Origin of the sequence: Selenomonas sp. WCT3, from assembly GCA_900100835.1 — a bacterium.
Lineage (GTDB): Bacteria > Bacillota > Negativicutes > Selenomonadales > Selenomonadaceae > Selenomonas_A > Selenomonas_A ruminantium_E.
Genome location: FNCM01000012.1, coordinates 48,370 through 66,319 on the forward strand (window position 1 = coordinate 48,370; position 17,950 = coordinate 66,319).

11 protein-coding genes are annotated in these 17,950 nt (G+C 50.1%); all 11 read left to right on the forward strand.

What is annotated here, in order from left to right; all coding sequences use genetic code 11:
* Positions 1–136 precede the first annotated feature (136 nt).
* The 11 genes from secA (at position 137) to BLQ36_RS10420 (ending at position 17,936) form a co-directional block, all read left to right on the forward strand.
* Positions 137–2,761 (forward strand): preprotein translocase subunit SecA, encoded by a 2,625-nt coding sequence (secA, locus tag BLQ36_RS10370; protein WP_074515527.1) that lies wholly within the window; start codon positions 137–139, stop codon positions 2,759–2,761.
* A 36-nt stretch (positions 2,762–2,797) separates the two neighbouring features.
* Entirely contained in the window at positions 2,798–3,904 is a 1,107-nt protein-coding gene (prfB, locus tag BLQ36_RS10375) for a peptide chain release factor 2 (RefSeq protein WP_074515528.1), read from the forward strand.
* Between the two features lie 58 nt (positions 3,905–3,962).
* Positions 3,963–4,658, forward strand: a complete 696-nt coding sequence (locus BLQ36_RS10380; protein WP_180364870.1) for an LmeA family phospholipid-binding protein — start codon at positions 3,963–3,965, stop codon at positions 4,656–4,658.
* 12 nt (positions 4,659–4,670) lie between these two features.
* Positions 4,671–6,731, forward strand: a complete 2,061-nt coding sequence (locus BLQ36_RS10385; protein ID WP_074515529.1) for a DUF5693 family protein — start codon at positions 4,671–4,673, stop codon at positions 6,729–6,731.
* Positions 6,728–7,819: a polysaccharide pyruvyl transferase CsaB gene (csaB, locus tag BLQ36_RS10390; protein WP_074515530.1), complete on the forward strand. Its 1,092-nt coding sequence runs from the start codon at positions 6,728–6,730 to the stop codon at positions 7,817–7,819. The genes BLQ36_RS10385 and csaB overlap by 4 nt, the downstream gene beginning before the upstream one ends.
* Positions 7,820–7,930: 111 nt before the next feature.
* On the forward strand, positions 7,931–8,617 hold the full coding sequence (gene ftsE, locus BLQ36_RS10395) for a cell division ATP-binding protein FtsE (RefSeq protein WP_033171395.1): 687 nt from the start codon (positions 7,931–7,933) through the stop codon (positions 8,615–8,617).
* Entirely contained in the window at positions 8,607–9,494 is an 888-nt protein-coding gene (gene ftsX / locus BLQ36_RS10400) for a permease-like cell division protein FtsX (RefSeq protein WP_074515531.1), read from the forward strand. The genes ftsE and ftsX overlap by 11 nt, the downstream gene beginning before the upstream one ends.
* A 19-nt stretch (positions 9,495–9,513) precedes the next feature.
* Complete coding sequence (locus BLQ36_RS10405) at positions 9,514–10,638, forward strand: M23 family metallopeptidase (RefSeq protein ID WP_074515551.1); 1,125 nt, start codon at positions 9,514–9,516, stop codon at positions 10,636–10,638.
* A 34-nt stretch (positions 10,639–10,672) separates the two neighbouring features.
* Positions 10,673–11,818 carry a S41 family peptidase gene (locus BLQ36_RS10410; protein ID WP_074515532.1) on the forward strand — a complete coding sequence of 382 codons (1,146 nt, stop codon included), beginning with the start codon at positions 10,673–10,675 and terminating at the stop codon, positions 11,816–11,818.
* Between the two features lie 196 nt (positions 11,819–12,014).
* Positions 12,015–17,240 carry an autotransporter outer membrane beta-barrel domain-containing protein gene (locus BLQ36_RS10415; RefSeq protein WP_074515533.1) on the forward strand — a complete coding sequence of 1,742 codons (5,226 nt, stop codon included), beginning with the start codon at positions 12,015–12,017 and terminating at the stop codon, positions 17,238–17,240.
* 270 nt (positions 17,241–17,510) lie between these two features.
* Positions 17,511–17,936 carry a hypothetical protein gene (locus BLQ36_RS10420; protein ID WP_074515534.1) on the forward strand — a complete coding sequence of 142 codons (426 nt, stop codon included), beginning with the start codon at positions 17,511–17,513 and terminating at the stop codon, positions 17,934–17,936.
* The last annotated feature ends 14 nt before the right edge of the window (positions 17,937–17,950 follow it).

A 17,950-nucleotide genomic window follows, 5' to 3' on the forward strand; every position in this document is an offset into this window, starting at 1 on the left:
GGGAAGGTCTTTTTTGATGCCTTTCCTTATTATATATAGGAAAAGAGTTGGATAATAATCTCGTGTTAATTGACTTATAGCAAGCAGTTTGTTAATATTGTAAGGTAAGACTATTAATGAAGTGGAGTGATTTTGTTTGCTGGGATTTCTCAAAAGATTCTTAGGTGACAATAACGATAAAGAGATAGCCCGTTATCGCGAGGTCGTCGAGAAAATCAACGCACTCGAGCCGCAGATGCAGAATCTGACGGATGATAAACTGACTGGCTATACGAATAAGTTCAAAGAGCGTCTGGCTGCTGGCGAAACGATGGATGACCTTCTGCCGGAGGCGTTTGCGGTTGTCCGCGAGGCATCCCGCCGTGTGCTTGGCATGCGTCACTTCGATGTTCAGCTCATCGGTGGTATGTGTCTGCATGAGGGCAAAATCGCCGAGATGCGCACTGGTGAGGGTAAAACCCTGGTGGCAACGCTGCCGGTTTACCTCAACGCACTGGCAGGCAAAGGTGTTCACATGATTACGGTCAATGATTACCTGGCCCGCCGCGACAGCGAAGAGATGGGTAAGCTCTACCGTTATCTTGGTCTTACGGTTGGTCTGGTTGTCCATGACATGGATTTCCCTGAGCGCAAGTACGCCTACGGCTGTGATGTTACCTTCGGTACGAATAACGAGTTTGGTTTCGATTACCTGCGCGACAACATGGTTATCTATCCGGACCAGATGGTTCAGCGCGAGCTTAACTTCGCCATCGTCGATGAGGTTGACTCCATCCTTATCGATGAGGCGCGTACGCCGCTTATCATTTCCGGTCCTGGTGCAAAATCCACGGATATGTATGCCGTTATGGCCCGTGCCGTTGCTGGCCTCAAAGAGGGAACGGATTATACGGTGGATGAGAAGCAGAAGACCGTTGCTCCGGCGGACAGCGTGGTGCCGAAAATCGAGAAGATCCTTGGCATCAATAACCTTTATGCTCCGGAGAACATCGAGCTGTCCCACTGCTTTACGGCAGCACTCCGAGCCAAGGCTTTGATGAAGCGCGATCGCGACTATGTGGTTCGCGGGGATGAGGTCATCATCGTCGATGAGTTTACGGGGCGCCTCATGGAAGGCCGCCGTTATTCCGATGGCCTCCATCAGGCCATCGAGGCAAAGGAAGGCGTCAAGATCCAGCGCGAATCCCAGACCCTGGCTACGATTACGTTCCAGAACTACTTCCGCATGTATAATAAGCTGGGCGGCATGACTGGTACGGCCAAGACTGAGGAAGACGAGTTCTTAAAGATTTACAATCTGCCGGTTATCGTGGTACCGACCAACCGTCCGGTACAGCGAATTGACCATCCGGATCTCATCTATAAGACGAAAAAGGCGAAGTACAAGGCCGTGGGCAAGCTGGTGGAGGAACTTCATAAGAAGGGACAGCCGGTGCTTATCGGTACCACTTCCATTACCCAGTCGGAGGAACTCAGCGCCGTGCTTCATAAACGCGGCATTCCGCACAACGTGCTCAATGCGAAGTTCCATGAGAAAGAGGCAGAAATCATCGCGGATGCAGGTCAGCGTGGAGCCGTTACCATCGCCACCAACATGGCCGGCCGTGGTACGGATATCAAATTGGGTGAGGGCGTAGCCGAACTCGGCGGCCTTTTTATCGTCGGTACGGAGCGCCACGAGTCCCGCCGCATCGATAATCAGCTGCGCGGCCGCTCGGGCCGTCAGGGTGACCCGGGTGAGTCCCGCTTCTTCCTGTCTTTGGAAGATGATTTGTTGCGTCTCTTCGCTTCGGATCGCATCTCCGGCATGATGGATAAGCTGGGTATGGAGGAAGATGAGCCAATCGAGCATAAGCTCATCACCAATTCCATTGAACATGCCCAGAAGAAGGTCGAGGCTCGCAACTTTGACATTCGTAAACATGTCCTGGAGTATGACGATGTCATGAACCAGCAGCGTGAAGTTATGTATGGCGAGCGCCGCAAGATTCTCACGGGGGATAACCTGCGGGAGAACATCATGGGCATGGTCAAGCACATCATTAAAGACGAGATGAACCAGTATGCCAATGAGCAGTTGTATCCGGAGGAGTGGCAGCTCGATGGACTCATCGAGGATGCCGAGAAGATTTACGCTCCGGTGGGACGCCTCAAGAAGGAAGAACTTTCCGCTATGAGCCGCGATGACCTCAAAGAAGAGCTGGAGAAAGTCGCCGAAGAGGGCTATCATCAGCGTGAACTCCTCTTCGGGGAAGAGAACATGCGCGAGCTGGAGAAAGTCGTTATGCTCCGCGTCGTTGATAACAAGTGGATGGAGCATCTCGACCACATGGACATGCTGCGTGAGGGTATCAACCTCCGGGCCTATGGTCAGCGCAACCCGCTGGTTGAGTATAAAATCGAAGCCCTCGACATGTTCGAGGAGATGGAAGCAGCTATCCAGGATCAGATTGCTTCGATGATGTATCATGTAAGCATCATTACGCCGGATCAGCAGCAGGCAATGGAAGCACAGCAGGAGGGCGAAGCACCAACTGCCAATGAGACGCAGAAACAGAAGCTCGAGAAGACTATTGAGCAGCAGCGTTCCCAGCTTTCCGACCATCTGCAGAATGCGCAGGCTTCCCATGGTGACGAAGTCAGCGCTGCCGGTGCTAAGAAGAAGCCGGTGACGAATGATGGCCAGAAAGTCGGCCGCAATGACCCGTGTCCTTGTGGCAGTGGCAAGAAGTATAAGAACTGCTGCGGCAGAAACGAATAAGCCAGCAGTGATTTGCGTTAAAGTAAAGGTGGAACCATGTTAGAAGATTTAAAACCACAACTGGGGGAGCTCAAGGGAAAGCTTTCCCAGATGGAAGTATCCCTGGAAGTTCCGGCTAAGGAAGAGAAAATCGCCGAACTTGAGTATAAGATGGGCGAGCCGACTTTCTGGGACGATGCCGAACAGGCACAGAAAATCAATCAGGAACTTAACGATGTCAAAATCAGTGTCGACAAGTATAAGAGTCTGTTGAGCAAGTATGAAGATGCTGAGACCATGTTCGAGATGGGCATGGAAGAAGATGACCAGAGCATGGAAGAGGAAATCAAGGCGGAGCTCGATGCGGTAGCTGAAGGCCTGGAAGCTCTCCAGCTGGAGGTATTGCTCTCCGGCCCCTATGATGCCAATAATGCGATCCTTACGCTGCACGCTGGTGCCGGCGGAACGGAGGCCCAGGACTGGACCCAGATGCTTTTACGCATGTACGGCCGCTGGGCTGAGCGCCATGGCTTTACCGTGGAGACGGCCGACCTGCTGCCAGGCGATGAAGCTGGCGTTAAGTCCGCAACGCTCTTCATCAAGGGCCATAATGCCTATGGCTTCTTGAAGTCGGAAAAGGGTGTTCATCGTCTCGTGCGCATTTCGCCTTTTGATGCCAATGCCCGCCGTCATACGTCCTTTTCGGCCTGCGATATCATGCCGGAAATCGACGATGCCGTTGAAGTTGACATCAACATGTCGGATGTTCGCGTCGATACCTACCGTGCATCCGGTGCCGGTGGTCAGCACATCAACAAGACTTCTTCGGCAGTTCGCATGACTCATGAGCCGACGGGCATCGTTGTTCAGTGTCAGAATGAACGCTCGCAGCTCCAGAACCGCGAGCAGTGCCTCAAGATGCTCCGTGCGAAACTCTTCGAACTCGAACTCGAGAAGAAGGAAGCAGAGCTGGCCAAACTCGAAGGCGACCAGCAGAATATCGAGTGGGGCAGCCAGATTCGTTCGTATGTATTCCAGCCGTACACTATGGTTAAGGACCATCGCACGAATCATGAAACCGGCAATGTTCAGGCCGTTATGGATGGTGAAATTGACCCGTTCATCCGCGCCTTCTTAAATGCCAAGGCCAATCACGAATTTTGATTTTTGAGGAGTCAGGATGGTAGTTCCTGGCTCCTTGTTCCATTGTGAGGGATTTGATTTGCGAAAAAGCTTGACTATTCTGGGCTTGTTATTCATAATATTAATCGTGTCAAGCGAAACGGTACTGCCGTTTCTGGCACAGTCAACCTTCCGGACAAAGCTTGCACAGCGGACGGCTGCTCAAGATGTCCAGGTTACCCTTGGTTCAAGTCCGTCGGCCTTATTGGCCTTAGGGCGGATTCAAAATCTGGATGCGGTACTGCATCAGGCCAAGGTGGGACAGGTTTACCTGAAGGAACTTACCCTCAAGGGGCGCAATGTCCAGCTGGATATGCCGGCCTTATTCCGCGAGGAAGGAATTCAGGTGCGCGATGCGGAGGAACTTACCTTAAAAGGGATCGTGGATGAAGAGAATCTGCGGGAGGTCCTCCAGCGCAAGATTGACAAAATCGAGAATGTCCAGGTCGATATCAACCGGGAACGGATTCTGGTGACGGCAAATGCGAAGGTCTTTGGCCGCGTGGCCGATATCGAGATGGAGGGAAAGATTCTCGAAGACAGTGGCTCGTTGTATTTCTTTATGACGAGGCTTGATATGAAAAATACCCGTATCGGTACAGCCAAGCTCGGCGACATGTTTGGCAATATTCAGCTGACGGCACCGAATAAACTGCCCTTTGGCATGAAAATCCGTCAGGTGGAGCAGACCGATGGGGCAGTAATCCTTACTGCCAGCCGGGATAACAAGGAATAAGGTGGAAAAATAATGAAGGTATTCAAGTACAACCGATGGCTGATACTGTTTATAGTTATCGGCCTTGTGGCTGCGCTCGCTATCGGTTTTCAGCGCCATGGCGTGGAACAGCAAACCCGCCAGGTGGATATGGCAATTGACTATGAGGGGCTCTTGGAGCTGGCTGATCGCGAAGGCCTGCCCGCAGAAGAAGTCCTGCGTCAGGCCAAGGAAGCCGGCATTACGTCGCTGGCTGTATACGAAACGACGTTTAAGAAGTTCAATGAGAATGGCAAAGCCACGGCAATTGCCGGCAGCCAGCTTCTTGCCGATTATCACAGTGGCCGTTTAGCAGACCCGCTCTGGCAAAATCTCATTGCTGCTGGCAAGATTAAGGGCAATGAGGTCTATGTGGTCGGTCATGATGCACAGACTTGGAAGGAACTCAAAGAGGATCTTCCGCGCCGCTTGGGAAATGACCGAGTGGAGCTGTTCACCGTTGGCAATGAAGAAGTCATGGCGGTAAAGGCCCATTACGAATCCTTCCTGAAGATGAATATCGGCATGCCCACCGATGAACTCAAGGCAGTAAATGATGCTGGATTCTATGTCTTGGCACGGCCAAGTAACTACGATGACTGCAAGCCAGAGGATGTCAAGGCGGTCTTTGACCGTCTGGATGGCTATAAGATTTCGGAAGTCGTATTCTCCGGCAAACAGGTACTTGGTGCCCCGAAGGCGTTGCAGACTACTATCGATGAGATGAAGGACCGCAATCTGACCTTTGGCCTTATCGAGGCAACGACCCAGCTGCAGTTCTTCAAGCAGAATGGTATAGAGGAAGTCGCCAAAGGGCTTGGCTATGATAAGGTAGCCCGCCTCTATTCGGTTCCGAAGGATGAGCAGCCGAAACTCAAGATTGATGCAATTGTCGAGCGTTGGTCCAATACGGATGAAGAACGCAATATCCGCATTGACCTCATGCGCATCTATGACACACCGTCTCCGAATATGACGCTTCTGGAGACGAATATGAAATACTTCCGGGATACCCATGACAAATTGACAGCCCATGGTTATACCATCGGACCAGCTGCCACCTTTGCGTCCTTCTATCCGAGCAAGGTGCTTCGTGCCCTGGTTATGGTAGGGGTGGCCGCTGCGGTTGTCCTGTATTTGACACTGGTTATTCCTTGGCTCAATGGACGCCCGAAATACGCGTACCTGCTGTTTGCCCTGTTTGCACTGGCGGCAGCAGTACCGATGGTAATGGGAAATGGTACGAAAATCCGCGTGCTGGCAGCACTGGCCAGTGCCAATGTTTTCCCCGCCCTGGCGGTTATCTTCCAGCTTGACCGCATTCGTGCCTTCAAGAACAAGGGGACAATCGCCATGCCGCGTCTGATTGTCACGGCGGCACTGGCTCTCTTTGTCACGGGGGCTATGTCCTACGTCGGTGCGGCTTATCTCTCTGGTTCCTTGGCGGATACGGAATATCTGCTGGAATTCCAGATTTTCCGCGGCATCAAGCTGACCTTTGTCATGCCGCTGATTCTGGTAGGCATTGCCTTCCTGCAGCGGTTTGACATTTTCGATGGCAAGATGGATGATACGGATGGCGTGCTGAATCAGCTCAAGAAGATTCTCGATATGCCGGTTCGTGTCAAGACGCTTTTGGTGCTGTTCTTCGTGCTGGTGGCTGGTGTCATTTTTGTGGCCCGCAGCGGTCATACTTCTGGTATGCCGGTGGCACAGTCGGAACTTCGTTTCCGGGCGTTCCTGGAGCAGGCCTTCTATGCCCGTCCGCGGACGAAGGAGCTCTTGATTGGACATCCGGCCTTTATGCTGGCGGCTATGGCTGTTCTGCGGAAGTGGCCGACGATGGTATTCTTTGCCTTGGTTCTCGTGGCTACGATTGGTCAGGGGTCCATGGTTGAGACGTTTGCGCATATGCGCACGCCAATCTATATGTCGTTCATGCGCGGTATTGGCGGTATTGTTATGGGCGCTGGTATCGGTGCTTGTGCCATGGTTTTGGTGGAACTTTGGCAGGTTATTTTGGCAAAAGCAAAGGGGAGTAGGGCAGATTCATGAGCAGGATCGTCGTATCGGGATATTACGGCTCGAAGAATGCCGGTGACGAGGCAATGCTGGCCGCAATGCTGGAGGTCCTCGGAGATCTCGACCCAAAACTTCATATTACGGTGATTTCTGCAAATCCCGAAGATACGCGTAGACGTCATGGCGTTGAGGCGATTTCCTGGCTGGGGCTTCCCGCCATCGTTCGCGAACTGCGCCAGGCGGATCTTTTGATCAGCGGTGGTGGCAGTTTGCTGCAAAATGTCACCAGCCGGCGCAGTCTCTACTATTATCTGGCTATTATTTTCTTGGCGCGCTTCCTAGGCACGAAAGTGATGCTTTACGCCCAGGGGATTGGCCCCATTTTAGGCCGGGTAGCTGCTTTTGCCATGAAGTGGATTGGCAATCGGGTGGACCTTATAACCGTTCGTGACCAGGGCTCCTTAGCGGAACTTTCCCGGCTTGGGATTCATAAGCCACCGATTCATTGCACCGCTGATCCGGTGCTAGCCATCCATCCGGTGGACCGTGAAGCGGGGCGTGCTATTTTTAAGGCCTATCATGCCGATGGGGCCAAGCCGGTGGTGGGCATCTCCGTTCGTGAATGGCTGGGCTGGACCCACTACAAAGAGGTGCTGGCAGAGGTTTCGGACCGGGTGGTTCGGGAACTAGGTGCCCGGGTAGTATTTGTCCCGATGCAGTTCCCCGATGATGTTCGGGCAGCGCAGGCTATTGCGGCCAGGACGAAGGAACCTTGTACCGTCCTCAAAGATGAATATACCACCAGCGAGTTTCTGTCGATTGTGGGCAATATGGATCTCATGCTGGGGATTCGCCTGCATGCGTTGATTTTTGCCGGTGTAATGGGAGTCCCGATGATTGGAATATCCTATGACCCCAAAATTGACCGCTTCCTGCAGTCAATCGGCGAAGAGCCTGTTGGCAATTTGCGCGATGTGACAGCCGATGAACTGATGGCGGAGATTCGCCGGAAGTGGAACGACAAGCAGACCTTCCGCCAGCAGAATGCAGAACTGCTGGTGAAGCTCCGCGACCAAGCGGCAAGCAACGCGGAACTTGCGTTGAATTTGGCCCATAAATAATAAAAAGCCTTCCTCTATTAGGAGGGCTTTTTTGCTAATTTTAAGATTTGTATGGTAAAATAAAAGATGGTGTTTTTTAGGCAGTATAAGTATGTAAAGGATGAAATTTTCATGATACATATGCGCAATATTTGTAAACAATACGACACCGGCACGGTAGCCTTAGACCATGTCAATGTCGATATCAAGAAGGGCGAATTCGTCTTTATCGTCGGTGCCAGTGGTGCCGGCAAATCCACCTTTATCAAGATGCTGTTCCGGGAGGAACTGCCCACCAGCGGCAAGCTGATGGTCAACGGGCACGATGTGGTGCATATGGAGCATCGGGAGGTGCCCTATCTGCGCCGCGAGCTCGGCGTTATCTTTCAGGATTACCGCCTGCTGCCGGATAAGACGGTGTTTGAGAATGTGGCCTTTGCCATGCAGGTTATCGAGGCACCGCGTCGTCTGATGCAGCGAAGTGTCAACTCGGTGCTGGATGTGGTAGGCCTGCGGGATAAGTATAAATGCTTCCCCTCCCAGCTTTCCGGTGGTGAGCAGCAGCGGGTGGCGATTGCCCGGGCCATCGTCAATGACCCAGCGATTGTCATCGCCGATGAGCCGACAGGCAATCTCGACCCCGATACGAGCTGGGATATCATGGATATCTTCAAGCGCATCAACAAGGCTGGCACTACCATTGTCATGGCAACCCATGACCGCGCCATTGTCGACACCATGAAAAAGCGCGTCATTGCCATCGAAAACGGCCAAATTGTCCGGGACCAGCTGAGAGGAGGCTATGGCTATGAAGCTTAGAAACGGGGAATATTACATCCAAGAGGTTGCCCGCTCGTTGAAGCGCAACAACTGGATGTCCTTTGCCTCCATTGGTACCGTGGCGGTGTCCTTGTTTGTGCTCGGCGTCTTTTTGACCTTGGTGCTCAATATGAATCGCCTGGCGGCAACCTTGGAGTCCGAGGTACAAATCAGCGTTTATCTCGAAGACAAGGTCATGCCGAGCCAGCGTGAGGAAATCAAGCAGGACATCGAGAAGATGCAAGGCATTGAATCGGTGAAATATGTGAGCCGGGAAGAGGCCAAGGAGCGCTTGTCTGAGCGCCTTGGTGACCAGAAATATCTGCTGGAGGCGTTGGGGGATAAAAATCCATTGCCCAATGCCTTTGAGCTTACGGTATCCCATCCCGATATGGTTGAGACTGCGGCCAAGGTCATCGAAAAGATGGATGGTGTTGAGTCTGCTAAGTACGGACAGGACGTGGTTCAGCACCTCTTTGACATCACGCGGCTTATCCGCTTGTTTGGCTTGGCGCTGATGGTGCTGTTGGCAGGTGCCACCCTCTTTATCATTTCCAATACGATCCGTCTCACGGTATTTGCCCGCCGGAAGGAAATTGCCATCATGAAATACGTGGGGGCAACGGACTGGTTTATCCGCTGGCCCTTTGTGTTGGAAGGAGTAGTTCTGGGCTTTGTGGGCGGTGTCATTGCCGCAGTAGCCCTGCGCAGTTTCTATGCAGCTATGGCGGCGAAAATCTACAGTACCCTGGCCTTTTTCCCGTTGATGCCCCAGTATCCCTTCATGACTTACGTCACCGTGGTCATCGTATTATCCGGTATGATAATCGGTGCTCTGGGGTCGGCAATTTCGTTGAAGCGGTTCCTGAAGGCGTAAGGTCGGGAGGAACAAAATGATGAAGAAGAATACAAGGCAGCGCCTGCTGGCGGCGATTCTGGCGGTAGGTGTGTTGGCTTCGGTGCCAGCGCATACGGCACTGGCATCCCTTGAGGATGACAAGGCCGATTATGAGCGCAAGGCCGAACAGAAAAAGGCTGCCAGCGAGGCTTTATCCCAAAAGCTGGAATCCCTGTCGGAGGAAAAGCGCCTGCTGGATGAAGAAGCCGAAACGGCGATAAATGAACACAAAAAGTGCAAAGAAGCCTTTGACGAGACAACGAGCCGTATGGCCGATAATGAAGCGCGGTTAAAGGAAGTAAAGGCAGATTATGAGGTAAAAAGTGCCCGTTTGGCCAAACGCGTTCGCGATATCTATATCAATGGCCAGATTTCGTATCTGGATGTCCTGTTTGGGGCCAAGGATTTTTCGGACTTTATGACCCGCATGGATTTGCTGAAGAAAATCATTCGGCAGGATTATGACCTGGTACACGGCGTTCTCGATGAAAAACAGGATATCGAGACTACCCAGGCAAGTCTGGAAAAGGATAAGAAAATCCGGGAGGAACAGGAATTAAAGGCCCGGCAGGCCAAGCAGGTTATGGAGGAAAAGGTGCGCCGCCGTCAGGAACTCATCGACAAGATGAAGTCCGATAAGGCGACGGTTGACCGTGAGTACGATGAACTCATGGCGGCTTCCAAGCAGATTGCCCTGATGCTCCAGCGCAGCAGCATGGCCAATATGCCTGTGTCGGGGGATGGTTCGATGATTTGGCCGGTAGGGGGAACTGTGACCTCGGAGTTTGGCTGGCGTACCCATCCGATTTCCGGTACGCGTAAATACCACAGCGGAATCGATATCGGTGCTGATTATGGCACTCCCATTGCGGCGGCCCAGTCCGGCACCGTGGAATATGCGGGCTGGATTTCCGGCTATGGCAATACGGTCATCATCAATCACGGCGGCGGTATTACCACCCTTTACGGCCACAATCAGTCCTTGGCTGTATCCGCTGGCCAGCAGGTCAGCCAGGGGGAGACTATTGCTTATTGCGGATCAACGGGCAACAGCACGGGGCCCCATTGTCATTTCGAGGTTCGAAGCGGCGGTGAACCGGTGAGCCCTTATAATTACTTGTAACGATTGACCGGTCAATAGATAGAAGGTGTATAGTTTGAATAAAAAGAAAATCGTCCTGGGAATCTTGGCGACTGCGGTCATTTCCAGCATGCTGACGCTGATGGGACTCGCGGCTTTATTGGGCCTTGATGGACAGCGTACTTTAGATATGGTCCGCTTCCTGGGCGTCAAGCGTATGATAGAACTCCGGTATGTAAATGAAGTGGATTCGCAGTCACTGATGGATGGCGCCATTGATGGCATGGTCAAATCATTGGGAGATCCGCATTCCATCTACATGAAGGCGGATATGTATAAATCCCTCAAGGAACATACAGCAGGTGCCTTTGGCGGCATTGGCGTGACGATGGGATTCAAGGATAACAAAGTCACGATTGTCTCCGTCCTCGAGGGAACCCCGGGCGAGGCGGCAGGCCTCAAGGCCAACGATGAGATTGTAGCGGTGGACGATGTACCCGTCAGCGAATATCAGCCGGAGGAAGTCTCCATGCACATCCGTGGCGAAGTTGGTACGGAAGTCAAACTGACCATCCATCGGGCGGGCAGTGAAAACGAGGACTACACCATTAAGCGTGACACTATCACCATCCGTTCGGCGAAAGGTAAGATGCTGGAAGGGACGGAGATGGGCTATATTCGCATCGCCTCCTTCGGCGAGAATACCGGCAAGGAATTCCAAGAGGAGTTTCAAAAGCTGGAAGAAGCCGGCATGAAGGGACTTATCATCGATTTGCGCGAGAATCCAGGCGGACTCATCAAGAGCTGTGTGGAAGTGGCCAATATGGTGGTGCCAAAAGGCCCAATCGTTTCGGTGGTTCAGCGCGATGGTTCCAAAGAGGAACATGATTCGAATTTGGAGGCACCAAAGGTGCCAGTTGTCGTGCTGATTGATGGCAACAGTGCCAGCGCTTCGGAAATCTTAGCCGGTGCCCTGCAGGATACGGGAGCCGGTACGTTGGTGGGAACCAAGTCGTATGGCAAAGGGTCGGTGCAGGTAGTAGTTCCGCTTTTTGACGATGATGGCCTGAAACTCACCATTGCCAAATACTACACACCAAATGGCCGCTGTATCGACGGCATCGGCATCGAACCAGATGTAGCCATCGATTTCCAGGAAGGTGATACGACGGATGTGCAGTTAGAAAAAGCCAAAGAAGTATTGCAGGGAAAGATGCAGTAAAACGATCAATCAATAGGCAAGCAAAAGAGCGAGCTATCTTTGAATAGCTCGCTCTTTTGCTTGCCTTGGGGTGTGTGAAAGAAACTTATTTTTATTGTTGGGAGGCGAAAAACCATTTAAGAAACTTTCTGACTATTACGATAATATATAAAGAGGCATATCTTATGGATAAGTAACACACAGGGAGGGTTTGGAAATGAAACAAGAGCACATCAAGATATATGGAAGAAAATCCCTTGCCCCTTATATGGGCAGTAAATCTCGTGCAGCCCTGGCTATTGCTGTTTCCTTTATGTGCTCGTGTGGCGTAGCCTCTGCGAACAGTGGTGGTGAAATCGAAAGGTATCATGGCGACTACTATATAGGCAACAATGGTCTGAAAGGCAACAATGTATATGTGGATGATGCAACAGAACTCCAAGGTGCTTATGGTGCTGGGGGGGATAGGCAGGATGTAAGTGGCAATACCATTACGGTGGATTCTGTAAATAGTACGAACCTAAGCGTCGTAGGAGCTACTACATTTTTTTCCTCCAATGGCGATCCTGGGAATGCCACCGAGAACCACGCAATCGTGCGGAATAGTACAGTACAAAGTGTTACTGGCGGTCAGTCTGGGGACGGAGATGCTAGCAAAAACACGATAAAAATAGAGAATAACAGCGATGTGAAGGGAAACGTATGGGGGGGGGCTTCCGGCTGGCATGGTACTGCTGCGGAAAATATCGTCACGGTTCTTGAAAGCACGGTAGAAGGGAATATCTATGGTGGCTGGTCATCTAATGGTGATAGTGAAGGGATTACGGATAAAAATCATGTAATCATCAAGGGCAGTACGGTTAAAGCTAATATTTACGGTGGGCAAGCCAGCAATACCAACGAAAACAATATCATCACCCTTAACGATGCTGTGGTGGAGGGGTCCGTATATGGCGGAAATAATGATTACTCCTTTGTGTATACTACGGGGAAGGATGTAGCTGGCAATAAGCTATACCTATCTGGGGGAAATAAGGTTAATGGTAATGTTTTCAATGTGGAGACCGTATACTTGGAACAGACTGTATGGAATACAGAAAAGCCTATGCTCACGGTAAAAGGAGAGCATGGAACGTCGCCAGAGGGGTATGCTTTGGATGATGGTGTATTTCATGATGATCGGGAACTTTTCTTTAATGGGCAGGCGTATGGACATGGATCAAATATTACTACTTCCATCGATGCTTCGAATCTTGCCTTTGTCGCTCCGGAGGATGTCAAGACTGGCGCAATGATGGATTTGATTCAATCAGCCCCGGAGATTCGCGCTGTACTTGCTGCAGATAAGACCTCACAGGCATATAGCATTGCCCCGGTCACTGGGGTGACGATAAATGGAGCATTAGAGGGCAGTCTTGCCTTTAATACGGATAAAACTGCACTTACCTATACGGCAGCAGCAAATAAAGCAACGAAATTGACCTTTGGAACGGTATACTGGTCCGAAAACGCTCTCATTGATCATTCCCAGCTGCTTACAAATCTGGATTTTAATGGAGCGGATGTGGATACGGCGAAAATCAATTTCACCAATATCCAGAGCATAGATGCCAACCAGAAAATGACCCTTGTCTCCGACTTCGGCACTTCCGTAGGCACCATCACAGGCACAACCTTTACCATCGGTCAGAATTCAGGTGAGGGTTATCCTTATTTAGAAGGTGAAAACCTCCGTTATGTGATTACAAAGGGAGTAGCTGCGCAAAATGGCAATGAAGACAGCGGCAATACTGGGGGAAGTGATGAAACCTCTGCGAATTACAACGGATTTATGTACGATGAGGATATGAGCTATTACGCAGGCAACAAAGGTCCTAACAACAATAATGTTCTTCTCGATGATACTATGAACATTACGATAGATGACTGCGTTTATGGTGGTGCGGGCCCAGATGGCGGTACCAGTGTGAGTCATAACATCATAACGGTTATCTCCGAAAATCCTACCCTGTTTGTTGCTGGTGGTAGAACAGACCCCAACTCCAATGCAGGAGAGGGGGATGCTATTGACAATCATGCTATTATCAAAGGCAAAGTCAGTCAAGCTGCAGGTGGTACTGCTGGTAATGGTGAAGCCAAATATAACAGCGTGACCGTCGAGAGCACGGGCTTCGTTATTGGGGATATAATGGGCGGAGCTGTAGGATTAGGTGATGGTGTCAGCGAGAACAGTGCTATTGTCAATGGTGGTACCGTTGGTGAAAATGTCTATGGCGGTTGGGCTGCCAATGGTGGAAACATTGCCAATAACAATTATGTAATTATCAACAAAGGCACTGTTGGGGAAAATGTTTATGGAGGCAGATCGGATAATTACAGTCTGAATAATAGCGTCACCCTTACGGATGCGAAAATTGGCGGCTCTGTCTATGGCGGCTATTCGGATGATAGTTTTTGGAAAGGGGATGGGAATGATATCCAAGGGAATACACTTCATTTGTCTGGGTCTAGTACCGTGGCTGGAAATGTCTTTAATGTAGAAAAAGTTTATCTTGAAAACGCCCGGTGGGATACGGAAAAGCCTATGCTGGAAGTGCAGGGAAAAAATGTGATGTCCAAATGGGGACATGCTGTGGATGCTGGCGTGTATAATGCCACAGGAGAAACCTTCTATAACGGAATTTCGCCCATAATTGCTACGATAGATGCTTCCAGGCTCTCCTTTGAAAATCCTGAAGAAGCAGCTACTGGCGAAAGGATGAATCTGATTCAATCCGGTAAAACCCTCAAGGCAACCTTGGACGCGGATACTACTTCACAGGTGTACAGTGTTGCGCCTGTCACAGGGGTGACGATTAACGCTGTATTGGGCGGCAGTCTTGCCTTTAACACGGATAAGACGGTACTGGCCTACACGGTTACTACCAACAAAGCAACGAAATTGGCTTTTACCGATGTAGCTTGGTCCGAAACCGCTCTTATTGACCACTCACAATTGCTTATGAATGTGGATTTCAATGGAGCGGACGTAGACACGGCGAAAATCAATTTCACCAATATCCAGAGCATAGATGCCAACCAGAAAATGACCCTGGTTTCTGATTTTGGCACCTCCGCAGGCACAATTACTGGTACAACCTTTACCCTTGGCAGCAGTACTGGGGAAGGTCACGCTTATCTGGAAAGTGATGATTTACAATATGTAGTTACCCAAGGGGTGGCTAATCAGTCAGGAAATCCGGATACGCAAACAGATGATGCCATTAACCAAGGGGGCAATCCGGTCAGTGGAAATGTTGCTGGCGATGTTACTGGCGGGATTGCCAAAAATAACGGCATCGCAGAAGGGAATGTCAAAGACGTATTGGCTGGTGCTGTCGTTAATGGCAGTATCACAGCCGCGAGCAGTGAAAATGGTGTGGCTGCGGAGAATATTGCGACGGTCACCCAGTCTACTGTTACTGGCAGTGTTACTGGTGCTACTAGTAACACTGGTGTGGTTATTGGCAATAAAGCTATGGTCACAGATTCTGCAATCACAGGGGATGTCGTGGCGGCGTCCAGCCAAAGCGGTACGATCAGCAATGGCAATATCGCTAGTGTCTCGGGGGGCAGCGTTTGTGGCAGTGTGTATGGCGGCAAGAGTGAGACTGGCGAAGTCAATACCAGTGCAGTCAATCTCAAAGATACCGTCATCGCGGGCAGCGTTTACGGTGGCATGAGCCAGGAAGGAACGTCCGATGGAAACGCAGTCAACCTTGAAAATGCTGACGTTACAGGCAATGTCTATGGTGGGAAGAGTGCGCAGGCTTCCAATAACAATAAAGTCATATTCAATGGTGGTAATGCGAAAAAAGTTGTAGGTGGTGGCTGTGAAACCGCTACAGGCAATATGGTCGTCATTGAGGGAGATACCGTAGTGGATGAAATATATGGTGCTGAGACTGGTATTAGTGCCACGAATAATCAGGTGTTTCTTGGTGGTAATGCCGAGATTACCAGCATCGTTTACGGTGGTTACAGCGAGAGTGCAAGTGGGACAACCACCGGTAACAGCGTGACGCTTTACGGTAAGGCGGATGTCTCGGAGGCTAATCTGTATGGGGGAAGCAACGCCTATAGTGTGACAGACAATAACCTTTATATTGGGCGCGTCCTCGAAGATGGTACGAAATCGCCTTGGACAGGTGGTGAACAAAGCATTGGCAGCGTTCAAAACTTCGATACAATCCGCTTTGCTGTTGTACCATGGAGCGAAGAAAAAGCAGCTCTGACGGTCAAGAGTGGCGACCTTGCCAATACGGTGGTCAGTGCCGAAAGCGTTGTATTTATCACGGATGCTGCCATCCTGCATCCGGGGGAAACCATGACGTTGCTTGATGAACAAAGCGTTGTTGAAGCCAAACGGGTACAGAAAAACAATCTTATGACGGAGTCATCCTATGCTGTTGGTACAACGACACGTGGTACTGGCACACTTTCAATGGATGATGATGGAAATGTAATCTATACCATCGATAAGGTAACGAATGAGGCATCTCATAACACGGTTATGGGAGTACAGGCAGGAATGGCAGCTTTGGCTGTTGGCAATGATTTTATTGGTGCAGCTGTTGATGGATTAGGACTACCGGCGAACACAGGAGCAGATGGTATAGCTGCCTTTGCTCAGGTAGGGGGCGGCAAGCTCAAGCAGGAGACTGGCAGCCATGTGAATGTAAATACCTGGAATGCAATTATCGCCCTGGGTCATAAAAATGCTAAGGAAAAATCCATGACGGAATACGGAGCATTTTTGGAATATGGGCGCGGCAACTATACGACCCATAATGGTGCAGAACGTGGCGACGGTTCCATGCACTATACGGGGGGCGGTGTCCTGGCCAAATGGCAGCATCCAAGCGGCTTCTATTGGGAAGGCAGCCTTCGCGCTGGCAGCAGCCGCGATAATGCACGCAGTGTGTTGCGCGATGCTTGGGGAAATCCTGCCAGCTATAGTACTAACGCAGGCTATTGGGGCGCACATATTGGTGTCGGCAAGATCTTAGATCTTGGGCATGGCAATGAAGTGGATATTTATGGCAAATATTTCATGAATCGTAGAAACAATGCGAGCTTTGATGTGGGAACAGATCATTATGACTTGGATGCCGTAACCAGCAGTGTTATCCGGTTAGGCGGCTGTTATTCCACGAAAAGGGATAAGTGGAAGCTTTCCGCTGGGCTTGCGTATGAGGCAGAATTGGATGGAGAAGCGAAAGGGCAAGCCAATGGCCGTGCGATTCGGGCAGCGGATGTTAGTGGCGGCAGTGTCCGGGCAGACTTCCATGCGACAATGACGCCCCAGGAAAACAGTCCTTGGGAATTGGATTTAAATCTTACGGGTTTTGTTGGCAAAAAGCAAGGCACAAGAGGAGGCGTTTCCTTACTGTTTAGATTTTAATATAAGAAATAGTCAAACGAGCAAGTAAATCGAAAGATTGCTTGCTCGTTTTGTCGATGGAATAGAATAAAATGATTTATTCACAAGAAATTATGGAAAAATTTCAAAAAACGGAGGAGTTTTTGTAGGAGATATGAATAGTAAGAATAGAGAGTGGATTTTATATGAAATATATTTTTATCAGAATAGCTTTTATATGAAGATTTTTCAATTCACTTTTGTTCTATCGGTTAATAAGAGGTGTGAAGCAAATGATTTCTAGAGTATCGCGTGCTGAACAGTTATTTGCAGGTTGTTCTTCTTCAGGGAAAATTGATTCATGCCGGTGGGAATTTTGTTGTATATCAGAAATTTCCAGATGGTACTGAATTTTTCTATCCACCTCGTGATGCTTCGATGGAGGATAAATTACAGTATATCCGTACTATGAAAACTTTGACACATGATGAGCGTTTTGAAATGGCAAATCTTGTGCGAGATAAGTTCGGTGCTACACCGTTTCATGGTTTTTTGAATCGGATTCCTATGAATCAAGCAGGCAGCGTTTCTGCCAAGGATTTGTTTTTTGAGTTGAGGGAGGAAATCCGTAAGCATATGGCTGATATGCTTGCGGACGATCCGGCCCGTAAATTGCGTGAACAGGAAATAAATATGCTTGATCATGCTTTAGAAAATATTGATAGTAACTGCAAATGAAAAATCTCTTAATG